General features: G+C 74.0%; 12 protein-coding genes. 7 read left to right on the top strand and 5 right to left on the bottom strand.

Annotated elements, in window-relative coordinates; genetic code table 11:
- Window positions 1-33: 33 nt before the first annotated feature.
- The 3 genes from Q8R60_06425 (at window position 34) to Q8R60_06415 (ending at window position 2,413) form a co-directional block, all read left to right on the top strand.
- On the top strand, window positions 34-741 hold the full coding sequence (locus tag Q8R60_06425) for a phosphoribosyltransferase family protein (GenBank protein MDP3712105.1): 708 nt from the start codon (window positions 34-36) through the stop codon (window positions 739-741).
- Window positions 742-895: 154 nt separating this feature from the next.
- The gene (gene raiA / locus Q8R60_06420; protein ID MDP3712104.1) at window positions 896-1,537 is read left to right on the top strand and encodes a ribosome-associated translation inhibitor RaiA; all 642 of its coding nucleotides are present in this window, start codon (window positions 896-898) and stop codon (window positions 1,535-1,537) included.
- A 153-nt stretch (window positions 1,538-1,690) separates the two neighbouring features.
- Window positions 1,691-2,413: a response regulator transcription factor gene (locus Q8R60_06415; GenBank protein ID MDP3712103.1), complete on the top strand. Its 723-nt coding sequence runs from the start codon at window positions 1,691-1,693 to the stop codon at window positions 2,411-2,413.
- Here the strand turns inward: Q8R60_06415 and Q8R60_06410 are convergent.
- The gene (locus Q8R60_06410; protein ID MDP3712102.1) at window positions 2,406-3,509 is read right to left on the bottom strand and encodes a GNAT family N-acetyltransferase; all 1,104 of its coding nucleotides are present in this window, start codon (window positions 3,507-3,509) and stop codon (window positions 2,406-2,408) included. The genes Q8R60_06415 and Q8R60_06410 overlap by 8 nt on opposite strands.
- A gap of 114 nt (window positions 3,510-3,623) precedes the next feature.
- Between Q8R60_06410 and secA the strand changes: the two genes are divergently transcribed.
- The gene (gene secA, locus Q8R60_06405; protein MDP3712101.1) at window positions 3,624-6,806 is read left to right on the top strand and encodes a preprotein translocase subunit SecA; all 3,183 of its coding nucleotides are present in this window, start codon (window positions 3,624-3,626) and stop codon (window positions 6,804-6,806) included.
- A 28-nt stretch (window positions 6,807-6,834) separates the two neighbouring features.
- Here secA and Q8R60_06400 read toward each other — a convergent pair whose 3' ends face one another.
- Entirely contained in the window at window positions 6,835-7,500 is a 666-nt protein-coding gene (locus tag Q8R60_06400) for an Rv3235 family protein (GenBank protein ID MDP3712100.1), read from the bottom strand.
- A gap of 34 nt (window positions 7,501-7,534) precedes the next feature.
- Window positions 7,535-8,224 (bottom strand): LysM domain-containing protein, encoded by a 690-nt coding sequence (locus Q8R60_06395; GenBank protein ID MDP3712099.1) that lies wholly within the window; start codon window positions 8,222-8,224, stop codon window positions 7,535-7,537.
- 108 nt (window positions 8,225-8,332) lie between these two features.
- On the opposite strand from Q8R60_06395, the gene Q8R60_06390 reads away from it, so the two are divergent.
- A complete protein-coding gene (locus Q8R60_06390) occupies window positions 8,333-8,881 on the top strand; it encodes a hypothetical protein (GenBank protein MDP3712098.1) in 549 nt (182 codons plus the stop codon).
- Window positions 8,882-8,906: 25 nt separating this feature from the next.
- On the opposite strand, the gene Q8R60_06385 is transcribed toward Q8R60_06390, so the two are convergent.
- Complete coding sequence (locus Q8R60_06385; protein MDP3712097.1) at window positions 8,907-9,140, bottom strand: helix-turn-helix domain-containing protein; 234 nt, start codon at window positions 9,138-9,140, stop codon at window positions 8,907-8,909.
- A 148-nt stretch (window positions 9,141-9,288) separates the two neighbouring features.
- Here Q8R60_06385 and Q8R60_06380 point away from each other — a divergent pair, with 148 nt between their 5' ends.
- Together Q8R60_06380 and Q8R60_06375 are read left to right on the top strand one after the other, a co-directional pair.
- On the top strand, window positions 9,289-9,948 hold the full coding sequence (locus Q8R60_06380) for a hypothetical protein (protein ID MDP3712096.1): 660 nt from the start codon (window positions 9,289-9,291) through the stop codon (window positions 9,946-9,948).
- Window positions 9,948-11,249, top strand: a complete 1,302-nt coding sequence (locus Q8R60_06375; protein ID MDP3712095.1) for a hypothetical protein — start codon at window positions 9,948-9,950, stop codon at window positions 11,247-11,249. Before Q8R60_06380 ends, Q8R60_06375 begins: the two co-directional genes overlap by 1 nt.
- A gap of 13 nt (window positions 11,250-11,262) precedes the next feature.
- On the opposite strand, the gene Q8R60_06370 is transcribed toward Q8R60_06375, so the two are convergent.
- Window positions 11,263-12,468: an acyl-CoA dehydrogenase family protein gene (locus Q8R60_06370; GenBank protein MDP3712094.1), complete on the bottom strand. Its 1,206-nt coding sequence runs from the start codon at window positions 12,466-12,468 to the stop codon at window positions 11,263-11,265.
- Between the last annotated feature and the right edge of the window lie 171 nt (window positions 12,469-12,639).

Raw genomic sequence — 12,639 nt, 5'->3', positions numbered from 1 at the left:
GCGGCGTCCGCCACGAGCAGCGACGCTGGTCGGGTGCTCACCGCGCTGCTCGACCTCGTGCTGCCTGCCTCGTGCGCCGCCTGCGGCTGCCCCGGCCGCGAGCTCTGCTCAGCCTGCGCCGCCGAGCTGCTCGCGCCGGCCCTCGGCCCGCACAGCCCCTCCCCGCGGCCGGCCGGCCTCCCGCAGCTGGTGGTGGCGCGTCCCTACGCCGGGGTGGCGCGGGCGGCGCTGCTCGCCCACAAGGAGAGAGGTCGGCTGCGCCTCGTCCGACCGCTCGGCGACGCGCTCGGAGCTGCGCTGCGGACCCTGGAGCTGCCTGTGACGACGCTCGTGGTGCCGGTCCCGTCCTCGCGTGCGGCCGTCCGGGCCCGTGGCTTCGACCACGCCCGACGGCTCGCGCGGGCAGGGGCCCGGGCCGCCGGCTTGCGCCCCGCCGCGCTGCTCGTGCCGGTGCGGGCGGTGGCGGACCAGAGCGGCCTGACCACCGCCGGGCGGGCCGCGAACCTGGCGGGGGCGCTGCGCGCGCGCCGCGACCTCAGCGGTCTCGACGTGGTCGTCGTCGACGACGTCGTCACCACCGGCGCGACCCTCGTCGAGGCCGCCAGGGCCCTCGCGTCGGCGGGCGCGCGCGTGCGGGGTGCCGCCTGTGTCGCAGGCACGCTGCGCCGACCGGCCCACCCGTCAACCCACCTGTCGGCCCCGGCCGGGGGTCAGGATGGGTGGTCTGCGGACCGGATCTGACCGAACCCCTGTCGCTCTCGCCCGATGCGGTCTAGCGTCGGGTCAGGCACCGCGGAGACGGTGCCGGTCGGCGCAGTCCGACGACGGGAAGGAGCTCCCGCTGCGGTCCCCGCAGCCGCGCCGGCACCGCCTCTCGCGCGCGAAGGAGACCTGAGTGGACATCGTCGTCAAGGGCCGCAACGTCGAGGTGCCGGAGCACTTCAGGCAGCACGTGGCAGACAAGCTGTCGCCCGCGCTGCGACTCGACGACCGCGTCTTCCGACTCGACGTCGAGCTGTTCCACGAGAAGAACCCACGACAGTCGGCGCAGTGCCAGCGGGTCGAGATCACGGTGCGCAGCAAGGGCCCGGTCATCCGGGCGGAGGCGTGCGCGGAGACCTTCTACGCCGCCCTCGACGCGGCCAACCTCAAGCTCGAGGCGCGCCTGCGCAAGAGCCACGACCGCAAGCGCGTCCACCACGGCGGCAAGACGCCGCCCTCGGTCGCGGAGGTGACAGCGGCCCTGCCGCCGCCCCTTGCCGACGTGCCGGTGTCCCAGAACGGCAACAGCGCCGCCCACGGCGCGCAGGCCGCGGGCGACGTGGCCCTGCTGGACCGCCAGGACGACACGGAGACCCTCATCGTCCGTGACAAGACCCACGAGGCGCCGCCGATGACGACCACCCAGGCGCTGCACGAGATGGAGCTCGTCGGTCACGACTTCTTCCTCTTCCACGACGCCGACTCCGGCCTGCCGAGCGTCGTCTACCGGCGGCACGGCTACGACTACGGCGTGCTCCGGCTCGCAGCAGGATGAGCGCGTCCTGACGCTGTCGCTCGGGCGGGCTGGTCCGGTTGCGGTCACCCGCCCGGGTGACGCCTTGTCCGCGTGGGCCATCTGCGGGGGGCCGCTCGTCACCGTCGTGCCATCATCACGGTTGATAGCCCCAATGCGCCCCTGGAGGACCTTGTGACCGACCAGCCCGAGTCGGGCCTCGGCGCCGTGCCGACCCCCGTCGGCAGCCTGTCCGTCGACCCGATCCGCGTGCTCGTCGTCGACGACCACGCGCTGTTCCGGCGCGGCCTGCAGATGGTGCTCGAGCAGGAGCCGGACATCGAGGTGGTCGGTGAGGCCTCCGACGGCGCCGAGGCGGTCGAGACCGCCGCCGAGACGCTGCCGGACATCGTGCTGATGGACGTCCGGATGCCCAAGCGCGGCGGCATCGACGCCTGCACGGCGATCCACGAGACGGTCCCGTCGGCGAAGATCATCATGCTGACGATCTCCGACGAGGAGGCCGACCTCTACGACGCCATCAAGGCCGGCGCGATGGGCTACCTGCTGAAGGAGATCTCCATCGAGGAGGTCGCCTCGGCGATCCGCGCGGTCCACGGCGGCCAGTCGCTGATCAGCCCGTCGATGGCGAGCAAACTGCTCACCGAGTTCGCGGCGATGGTCAAGCGCACCGACGACCGCCAGCAGGTCCCCACCCCGCGGCTCACCGACCGCGAGATGGAGGTCCTCAAGCTCGTCGCCAAGGGCCTCAACAACCGCGACATCGCCAAGCAGCTGTTCATCTCCGAGAACACGGTGAAGAACCACATCCGCAACATCCTCGAGAAGCTCCAGCTGCACTCGCGGATGGAGGCGGTCGTCTACGCCGTGCGCGAGAAGCTGCTCGAGATCACCTGACCGACGCGAAGAGCACCATGTCCGCCCGGGCGTCCTCACGGACTCCCGGGCGGGCCTGCGTCAGGACCCCTTCGCGGGCGAAGCCGGCCCGCTCCGCCGCGCGCACCGACGCGGTGTTGCGCGGGTCCGCGAGCAGCTCGACCCGGGCGAGACGCAGGGCGTCGTGGCCCCAGTCGGCGTGCAGCCGGGCGGCCCGGCTCGCGACACCGCGCCTGCGCGCCCACGGCGCCACCCAGTAGCCGACCTCGCCGACGCCGTGCGCGCGCAGCTCGAGCTTGAGCCCGACCGCGCCGAGCAGCTCGCCGGTCGAGGCGTCGGTGACCGCGACGTTGGCCGCCTCCCCGTCGGCCCACTGCGCGGGGACGAGCTCGTCGACGTACCCCTGCCCCACCTCCGCCGTGTAGGGCACCGGCACCGGCAGCCAGCGCTGGGTCTCGGCGTCGTCGCAGGCCCGCGCCACGTCGGGGCCGTCTGCGGAGCGCCACGGCCGTAGCGTGACGACCCCGTCGGAGACAGGGGAGTACGCCGGGAGGGCGCGGGTGTCGCCGTCGGCGTCGCCCGGCAGTCGCGCACCGACCCAGCAGTCGACCCGCTCCCCCCGGTGCTCGAGCCCGCTCCGCTGCACGCCCTCGACGGTGAACCCGGCCTTCTCGGCGACGCGCCGTGACGCCCAGTTGCCGACGTGGGCCCGCCACTCGACCCGCTGGGCGCCGAGCTCGCCGAACGCCCAGCGGCAGGCCGCGGCGAGGGCGTCAGGCATCAGGCCGCGGCCGCGCGCCTCGACAGCGGTGTGGAAGCCGCAGCTCCACGTGCCCGGCGTCCTCGTCGCGCGTAGAGCGAGGGCCCCGAGCGGGGTCGGGTCGGTGGCGTCGCAGACCGCCCACGTAGCCGCGGTGCCGTCGGCCCACGTCGCGGCGGCTTGCGCGGCGAAGTCCTGCGCGTGCTCGCGGGTGTACGGGACGGGGACGGTGGTGAAGCGTTGGGTGGCCGGGTCCTGCAGCATCTGCACGACGCGCTCGGCGTCCCACGGCTGCCACGTCCGCAGGTGCCAGCGGCCGGCGGTGATCTCGACGGGCGCGGAGGGGTTGTCGGTCATCCGACCAGTCTGCCGGGGCACCCGGGAGCCCCGCGAGCCGTTTCCAGGGGCGCTGGCGCCTACGATGCGCTGGTGGCGGGTGACACCCGCCCGCCGAACCTGGGAGTGCGACGCGTGGTTTTCTCGAAGATCCTCCGTGCCGGCGAGGGCAAGACCCTCCGCCGGCTGAAGAGCATCGCCGACGCCGTGAACTCGATCGAGCCGGAGATCGTCAAGCTCACCGACGCCGAGCTGCGCGGAGAGACCGACATCTTCAAGAAGCGACTCGCCGACGGGGAGTCCGTCGACGACCTGCTGGTCGAGGCCTTCGCGGTCGGGCGCGAGGGCGCCAAGCGCACCCTGGGGCAGCGGCACTTCGACGTGCAGGTCATGGGCGGCGCCGCGCTGCACCTCGGCAACATCGCCGAGATGCGCACAGGTGAGGGCAAGACCCTCACCTGCACGCTGCCGGCCTACCTCAACGCACTGACCGGCAAGGGCGTCCACGTCGTCACCGTCAACGACTACCTCGCCAAGCGCGACGCCGAGTGGATGGGCCGCGTCCACAAGTTCCTCGGGCTCGACGTCGGCGTCATCCTCGCCAACGAGCGACCCGACCAGCGTCGGCCCAACTACCTCAAGGACATCACCTACGGCACCAACAACGAGTTCGGGTTCGACTACCTGCGCGACAACATGGCGTGGTCCAACGAGGAGCTCGTCCAGCGCGGCCACCACTACGCCGTGGTCGACGAGGTCGACTCGATCCTCATCGACGAGGCCCGCACCCCGCTCATCATCAGCGGCCCGGCCGACCAGGCCACCCGCTGGTACACCGAGTTCGCGCGCATCATCCCGCGGCTCGTGCGCGACGTGGACTACGAGGTCGATGAGAAGAAGCGCACCGTCGGCATCCTCGAGAGCGGCGTCGAGAAGGTCGAGGACCAGCTCGGCATCGAGAACCTCTACGAGTCGGTCAACACCCCGCTCGTCGGCTACCTCAACAACGCACTGAAGGCCAAGGAGCTCTACAAGAAGGACAAGGAGTACGTCGTCATCGAGGGCGAGGTCCTCATCGTCGACGAGCACACCGGGCGCGTGCTGGCGGGCCGTCGCTACAACGAGGGCATGCACCAGGCCATCGAGGCCAAGGAGGGCGTGCGGATCAAGGACGAGAACCAGACCCTCGCCACGATCACGCTGCAGAACTACTTCCGGCTCTACAACAAGCTCTCGGGCATGACCGGCACGGCCTCGACCGAGGCCGCCGAGTTCTCCCAGACCTACAGCCTGGGCGTCGTGGAGATCCCGACCAACCGCGACCCCCAGCGCATCGACGAGGCCGACGTCGTCTACAAGAGCGAGGTCGCGAAGTTCGAGGCCGTCGTCGAGGACATCGCCGACAAGCACGAGCAGGGCCAGCCGGTGCTCGTCGGCACCGTGTCGGTCGAGAAGTCCGAGCACCTGTCGCAGCTGCTGCGCAAGCGCGGCATCCCGCACGAGGTCCTCAACGCCAAGCAGCACGAGCGCGAGGCGTCGATCGTCGCGGAGGCCGGCCGCAAGGGCGCCGTCACCGTCGCCACCAACATGGCCGGTCGCGGCACCGACATCATGCTCGGCGGCAACCCCGAGCACATCGCGGCGGCCGAGCTGCGTCGTCGCGGCCTGGCCCCGCTCGAGGACGCCGAGGCCTACGAGGCCGCCTGGCCGGACGCCCTCGCGAAGGCCGAGGCGTCGGTCAAGGCCGAGCACGAGGAGGTCGTCGCCGCCGGCGGCCTCTACGTGCTGGGCACCGAGCGCCACGAGTCGCGGCGCATCGACAACCAGCTCCGCGGCCGCTCCGGTCGTCAGGGCGACCCCGGCCTGTCGCGCTTCTACCTCTCCCTCGGCGACGACCTCATGCGGCTGTTCAACGCCGGCGCCGTCGAGATGATCATGGACCGCCTCAACATCCCCGACGACGTCCCCATCGAGTCCAAGATGGTGTCGCGCGCGATCCGCTCCGCCCAGACCCAGGTCGAGGCGCAGAACTTCGAGATCCGCAAGAACGTCCTCAAGTACGACGAGGTGCTCAACCGCCAGCGCACCGTCATCTACGCCGAGCGCCGCCGGGTGCTCGAGGGCGCCGACCTGCACGAGCAGGTGCGCCACATGCTCGACGACGTGCTCGAGGGCTACGTCGTCGCGGCCACCGCCGAGGGCTACCCGGAGGAGTGGGACCTCGAGCAGCTGTGGACTGCGCTCAAGACCCTCTACCCGGTCGGCATCCCGCTCGCCGACGTCGAGGAGGACCGCGCCTCGCTGTCCACCGACCTGCTCGTCACCGAGCTCAAGGCCGACGCGCAGGAGGCCTACGACCGGCGTGAGGCGGCCCTGGGCATCTCGCCCACAGGCGAGCCCGTCATGCGCGAGCTCGAGCGACGCGTCGTCCTGTCGGTCATGGACCGCAAGTGGCGCGAGCACCTCTACGAGATGGACTACCTGCAGGAGGGCATCGGCCTGCGCGCCATGGGTCAGCGCGACCCGCTGGTGGAGTACCAGCGCGAGGGCTTCGACATGTTCGGCGCGATGATGGAGGCCATCAAGGAGGAGTCCGTCGGCTTCCTGTTCAACGTCGAGGTGCAGACCGATGAGGTCGCCGCCCCCGTCGAGCACCCTGCCGAGGACCTCGTCGCGACCGGCCCGGGCGAGCAGCCCGGCGAGGTGCTCGTCGAGCACCTGCAGCCCGAGGCTCCCGCGCCCGATCTCGGTGCGCTGCAGGACCGCGCGGCCTCCGCCGAGCAGGCCGCCCGCGACGCCCTCGCCGGCACCGACGCGATCACCGCGACCGAGCCCACAGCTGCTCCGGCTCCCTCGCCGACGACCGAGCTGCAGGACCGCGCGGTCGCCGCCGAGGACGCCGCCCGTGCCGCCCTCTCGGGCAGCACGGCGGGCACCACCGGTGGCATCCCCGGTGCGGTCCCGACCCCGGCCGACCAGGCCCCGCCGGCTCCGGCCGCTCCGGCCGCGCCCGCGGCCGACCTGCCCGGTGCTGCCGAGACCCCGGCAGCACCCACCGCTCCCGAGGCACCGGCACCTGCGGCACCGGCACCGACCGCACCGGCACCGACCGCACCGGCGGCCCGGACCGTGCTGCCCGAGGGCTTCGGCAAGCCCGACCGCCCGCAGAACGTCTCCTACTCCGGCGGCAGCGGCGCGAGCGCGCCCGACCCCAACCGCAACCAGGCGGTCGGCAGCGAGCAGTCGCGCAACGCGCCTTGCCCGTGCGGCTCGGGTCGCAAGTTCAAGCGCTGCCACGGGGACCCGCGCCACGCCTGACCGCCGGCCGCTCTGACCGCAGGCCGGGTCAGAGCCCCACGAGGTCGGTGCACCGCCAGACGCCGTCACGTCCCTCCAATCGGAGCGCGACGGCGATCGGGCGTGCCCCGCGCAGGACCGTGCCGCAGACCTCCGCGACGCCCTCGGGGCGGGCCTGCACGTGCACGCTGCGCACGGCCGCGGCGGTCGGCCGCGGGCCGGGCGTGCGGGCGCTTCCGGCGTAGCGCGCCGTGAGGCCCTCGAAGGCCTCGAGGGTGAGGTCGCGCTCGAGCTGCGCGAGCGGGCGCACCCCGGCATCGACCTCCACGAGCCGCTGCAGCATCGCGTGCGCGAAGCGGCGGGCCGGCGGGAGGGCCTCGACCGGGGTGCGGCGCCGGCGCTCGTGCTCGCGCTCGTCGGCCTCGAGCCCGTCCTCCTCGTCGTCCTCGACCGCCTTGTCAGCGGGCCTACCGGCGGGCGCGCGATCAGGGGTCGTGCGCGGCACCACCGGGGGAGGCGGCCCGTCGGGCGTCACGACCAGCCTCAGTGAGGGCAGTGCGAGCTCGGTCGACTCCAGCGGGTCGAGCTCGTCGTCGTAGGGCGGCTCCCAGCAGGGGGCAGGGACGAGCCGGAGCGCCGGCAGTGCCCGGCTCGGGTGGCTGGCGCTCGGGTGGAGCAGGGTCGGGACGGCGGTGTGCTGGTCGGCGAGGCTCACGGTCTGCTCCAGGGTGGCGGGTGGGTGGGTCAGGTCAGAGGGCGGGCGGAGTGAGGACCGCGCCCGGGTGCAGCAGGTCGGGGTCGGGCCCGACGGCGTCGCGGTTGGCCGACCACCACGCGGGCCAGGTCGCGGCGACCTCGCGGTCGGTGACGTCACGCCCGCTGCGGGCCGTGAGGTCGCGCTCGGCGAGCTGCCAGAGGCTGTCGCCGGGTCGTACGACGACGGGCTGCCCGACAGCGGACGCGCTGGGGCTGGCGAGCGCCGGCCGGGTGGTCGGGGTGCTCGGGGTGGCGGGGGTGGCCGGCCAGTCGAGCCCCTCCGCTGCGCTCACGCTGACGGGGGAGTCGCCGGCGGGTCCCGGCTCGGCGGCAGCGGGAGCGGCCGCGCCCGTGACGACCGCGAGGCCGAGGGCCAGCGCCACCGCCCGGCGCACTGCGAGTGGCGCGACCAACCGCTGCGCGCTGTGGGCCGCGTCGCCGAGGCGGCCGCCCGTCGCGGCCAGAGCGACCGCGACGGTGACGACGAGCAGCCAGCCCGCCAGCGCGTAGGCCACCGCCGCGACGGCGGCCACGACGGCGGCGTCGGGAGCGGTCGGGGTGCCATGCGCGACGTCGGTGAGGACCGCGCCGACCCGGGTAGGGGCTGCCGCCCAGCCGAGGGTGGCGAGCGGCAGCGCCGCGGTGAGCGCCCGGACGGAGAGGGCTGTGAGGCGGTTCGACATCGTCACACCTCGTTTGCTGTCGTTTGCTTGTGTTTGAGTTTGTACAAGTAAGACAACCTTCGGTCAAGGGTGGTTGCGCGAGGATGTGCGGCACGGCAGAGTGGCTGAGTGCGGTGGCAGCGGCTCTTCGACGACCTCGAGGCCCAGCTCGGGGCTGCGGACGCCGCAGAGCTGGCCGACGAGGTCCGGGACCGGACCCGGCGCGAGACCGCGTTGCTGGGGCTGCGCGACCGGCTCGTCGTCGGCGCGCAGGTCTCGCTCGCGGTGCACGGCGCCGGCACGGTGCGCGGGCCGGTGCTCGACGTCGGCCCCGACTGGCTGCTCGTGGAGGAGGCTCACGGCCGGGAGGTGCTGGTGCCCGTGCGGTCGGTGCTCGCGGTCGGCGGGCTCGGGCGCGAGGCCGAGGTCCCCGGCGCGCAGGGCGAGGTCGGCGCCCGGCTCGACCTGCGGGTCGCGCTGCGCGGGCTCGCGAGGAGCCGCAGCGCGGTGGTGGTCGTGCTGGTCGACGGCAGCGAGCGGTCAGGGACGCTGGACCGCGTCGGCAGCGACCACGTCGACCTCGCCGAGCACCCGGTCGGCGAGGCCCGCCGGGCCGGTGCCGTACGTCAGGTGGTCGCGGTGCCGCTCACCGCGATCGCGCTGGTCCGCAGCGGCTGAGCTCGTCCTGCTGCTCGTCCTCGGGCTAGTCCTCGGCCGTGCCGTCGCCGCCGAGCGGGTTGGCGGACACGAAGGCCTTGGTCTCGGCGTAGCACCGCGCGATGTAGTCCTCGAGGGCGGAGGCCTCGACGCGCCACTGGCCACGGCCACCGATCTTGATGGCCGGCAGCTCGCCGCTGCGGACCAGCGCGTAGGTCTGCGAGGCGGAGATGTTGAGGACCTCGGCGACGTCGGCCAGCTGCAGGAAGCGCGGTGGCACGGTGGACCTCCTTCTCGCGGGTGCGCGGGCCGAGTCTGCCACCGGCCGGGGCGCGTTCAGGAGGGCCCTGTGGACGACGGGCGCGAGGTCGGTCCCTCGTGCGCCATGATCCCGGGGTCACAGCGGTGCGTCAGGGGGTGCGTACGTGGTGGAAGGGGTGCCGGGCTCGCCGCGGGCCGGTCGGCTCGCGACGCCGGGCTGGCTCGACGGACGGGTGCTGCTCGGGCTGCTGCTGGTGCTCGTCAGCGTCGTGGTCGGCGCGCGGGTGCTGGGCGGCGCCGACCGCAGCACCGAGGTCTGGACGACCACGCGCGCGCTCGCGTCGGGGACGCAGCTCGGCGAGGACGACCTCGAGCGCGCCAGGGTGCGGCTCTACGGCGGGACCGCCGGCTACCTCGGCGGCGACAAGCCGGTGGGCTACGTCCTGCGCCGCTCTCTCGGCGCCGGCGAGCTGGTGCCCCAGGGTGCGCTCGCGACACCGGGCCGCGACGTCGACTACCGGTCGGTGACCGTGCCGGTGCCGGCGGGCCACCTCGCCCCCGACCTCGCGTCCGGCCAGCAGGTCGACGTGTGGGTGACGCCCGAGGACGACGCCCCCGGCGACCGGGCCCCGCGCCTGGTCCTGCAAGCAGTCACCGTGCTGCAGCGCGCCGGCGAGGGCAGCGCGGAGGGTGACGAGGCCGTGGTGCTGCAGGTGCCGCTGCGGTCGGTCGTCGCCGTGCTCGCCGCCGTCGACCTCGGCGTCGTCGACCTCGTGCGGGTCCCCGCGGCGAGCGAGGCCGACGTCGAGCTGACCCCGGCCGGCTGATGCGCGTCCCGGTCGTGACCGCGGTGAGCGACGCGGTCTGGGAGGCCGACCTCGTCGCCGCGCTCGAGCGCTCCGACCTCGGCGTCGACGTCGTGCGCCGCTGCGTCGACCTCGCCGACCTGCTCGCGACCGCCGCCACCGGCCAGGCCCGTGCGGTGCTGCTGTCGTCGGACCTGCGCCGGCTCGACCGCGACGCCCTGACGCGGCTCGCGGTGTCGGGCGTCGCGGTCGTGGCGCTCGCCCCGCGAGGTGACGAGCAGGCCGAGCGCCGACTGCGCCAGCTCGGGGTCGAGCACGTGCTGCCGGCCGACTCGAGCAGCGTCGACGTGTCGGCCGCGGTCGTCGAGGCGGTGGCTCTCGCGGCCGCTCCCGGGCCGGGCGCCCGGGCCTCGCTGGCCGAGCCGCGGGATGCGCTCGCGGCCCAGCCGCCGCAGGCGGAGGACGACGACGGCGCGCCGGAGCAGCCCGGCACGGTCGTGGCGGTGTGGGGTCCGGCCGGGGCGCCGGGGCGCACCACGGTCGCCGTCGCCCTCGCCAGCGAGACTGCGGTCGCGGGGCGCAGCGCGCTGCTCGTCGACGCCGACGTCTACGGCGGGGTCGTCGCGCAGGTGCTGGGCCTGCTCGACGAGTCGCCCGGCCTGGCCGCCGCCTGCCGGGCGGCCAACACCGGCGTGCTCGACGTGCCCGCGCTCGCCGACCTCGCCCGCGCGGTGACCCCTGGCCTGCGGGTTCTGTCGGGCATCGCCCGCGCCGACCGGTGGCCCGAGCTGCGACCGGCCGGCATCGAGGTCGTCCTCGAGCAGGCCCGCCGGCTCGCCGCCGTGACCGTCGTCGACTGCGGCTTCGCCCTCGAGCAGGACGAGGAGCTCGCTTACGACACCGCCGCGCCCCGCCGCAACGGCGCGACCCTCGCGGCGCTGGAGTCCGCCGACACCGTGGTCGCCGTCGGCAGCGCCGACCCCGTCGGCCTCCAGCGGCTGGTGCGCGGCCTGGCCGAGCTGCGCGAGGCCGTCCCCGGTGTCGAGCCGGTCGTCGTCGTCAACCGGCTGCGCTCCACCGCGGTGCCGGGCGACGCGGTCACGGAGGTCCGGGCCGCCCTGCAGCGCTACGCCGGGGTGGAGGTCGCTGCGCTGGTGCCGATGGACGTCGCAGGGCTCGACGGTGCGCTGGCGCAGGGCCGCACCCTCGCGGAGGCGGCCCCGTCCTCGCCGGCCCGTCGCGCGCTGCTCGAGCTCGCGCACGCCCTCGTCGGCGAGCCGCCGCCCCACGGCCGGGGCTGGGGCCGGGGTCGCCGCCGCTGATCGGCCGGTGGGGTCAGGTGCGCTGGAGGTAGCCGCCGAGCTCCTGGCGCGCGACCGTGCGTACGTGCACCTCGTCGGGGCCGTCGGCGATGCGCAGGGTGCGCATACCTGCCCACAGCGCGGCGAGCGGGAAGTCGTCGGAGACGCCACCTCCGCCGTGGACCTGGATGGCCCGGTCGAGCACCCGCAGGGCGACCCGCGGGGCGATGACCTTGATGGCCGCGATCTCGGTGCGGGCGCCGCGCGCACCGACGTTGTCGATCATCCAGGCGGCCTTGAGGGTGAGCAGGCGGGCCTGCTCGATCTCCATCCGTGACTCCGCGACGGCCTCCTGCACGGTGCCCTGACGGGCCAGCTCCTTGCCGAAGGCGACCCGGGAGGCGGCTCGCTCGCACATCAGCTGCAGGGCCCGCTCGGCCACGCCGATCGCGCGCATGCAGTGGTGGATGCGCCCGGGGCCGAGCCGCGCCTGCGCGATGAGGAAGCCGTGGCCCTCCTCGCTGATGAGGTTGCTCGCCGGCACCCGCACGTCGGTGAAGCGGATCTCGCAGTGGCCGTGCTGGTCGGAGTAGCCGAAGACCGGCACGGCCCGCACGACCTCGACGCCCGGGGTGTCCATCGGGACGAGGATCATCGACTGCTGCTGGTGGGTGTGGGCGGTGGGATCGGTCTTGCCCATCACGATCATGATCTTGCAACGAGGGTCCGCTGCCCCGGTGATCCACCACTTGCGGCCGTTGAGGACGTAGTCGTCACCGTCGCGCTCGATCCGCGTCGCGATGTTGGTGGCGTCCGACGAGGCGACGTCGGGCTCGGTCATGGCGAAGGCCGACCGGATCTCGCCCTCGAGGAGCGGCTGGAGCCACTGCGCCTTCTGCTCGGCGGTGCCGAACATGTGCAGCACCTCCATGTTGCCGGTGTTGGGCGCGTCGCAGTTGATCGCCTCGGGGGCGAGGTGCGGCGCCCAGCCGGTGAGCTCGGCGAGAGGGGCGTACTCGAGGTTGGTCAGCCCGGAGACGTCGGGCAGGAAGAGGTTCCACAGCCCGCGGCTGCGCGCCTCCTTCTTCAGCTGCTCCACCACCGGCGGGACCTCGTGGTTGAAGCCGTGCTCGGCCCGCCACTGGTGGTAGACCGCTTCGGCAGGCAGCACGTGGCTGTCCATGAAGTCCTTCAGGCGGGCCTGCAGGTCGACGACCTTGGCTGACGGGGCGAAGTCCACGGTGTGCCTCTCCAGGAACGGGTGCGGTACGTCGGAGTGTGCCGCGACACCCGTCCGGGCCGCTGCAGCGGGTGACCGTCACCCGTCCGAGACCCGCCTCGCCTAGGCTCGGCGACCGTGAGGATCCCCTCGGGTGACCTGGCGCCGGCCCGCCGCGGACGACGTCGACGT

The sequence above is a fragment of the Mycobacteriales bacterium genome (assembly GCA_030697205.1).
GTDB lineage: Bacteria > Actinomycetota > Actinomycetes > Mycobacteriales > SCTD01 > JAUYQP01.
The sequence above is the reverse complement of the archived record's forward strand: the minus strand, read 5'-3'. Positions and strand labels throughout refer to the sequence as shown.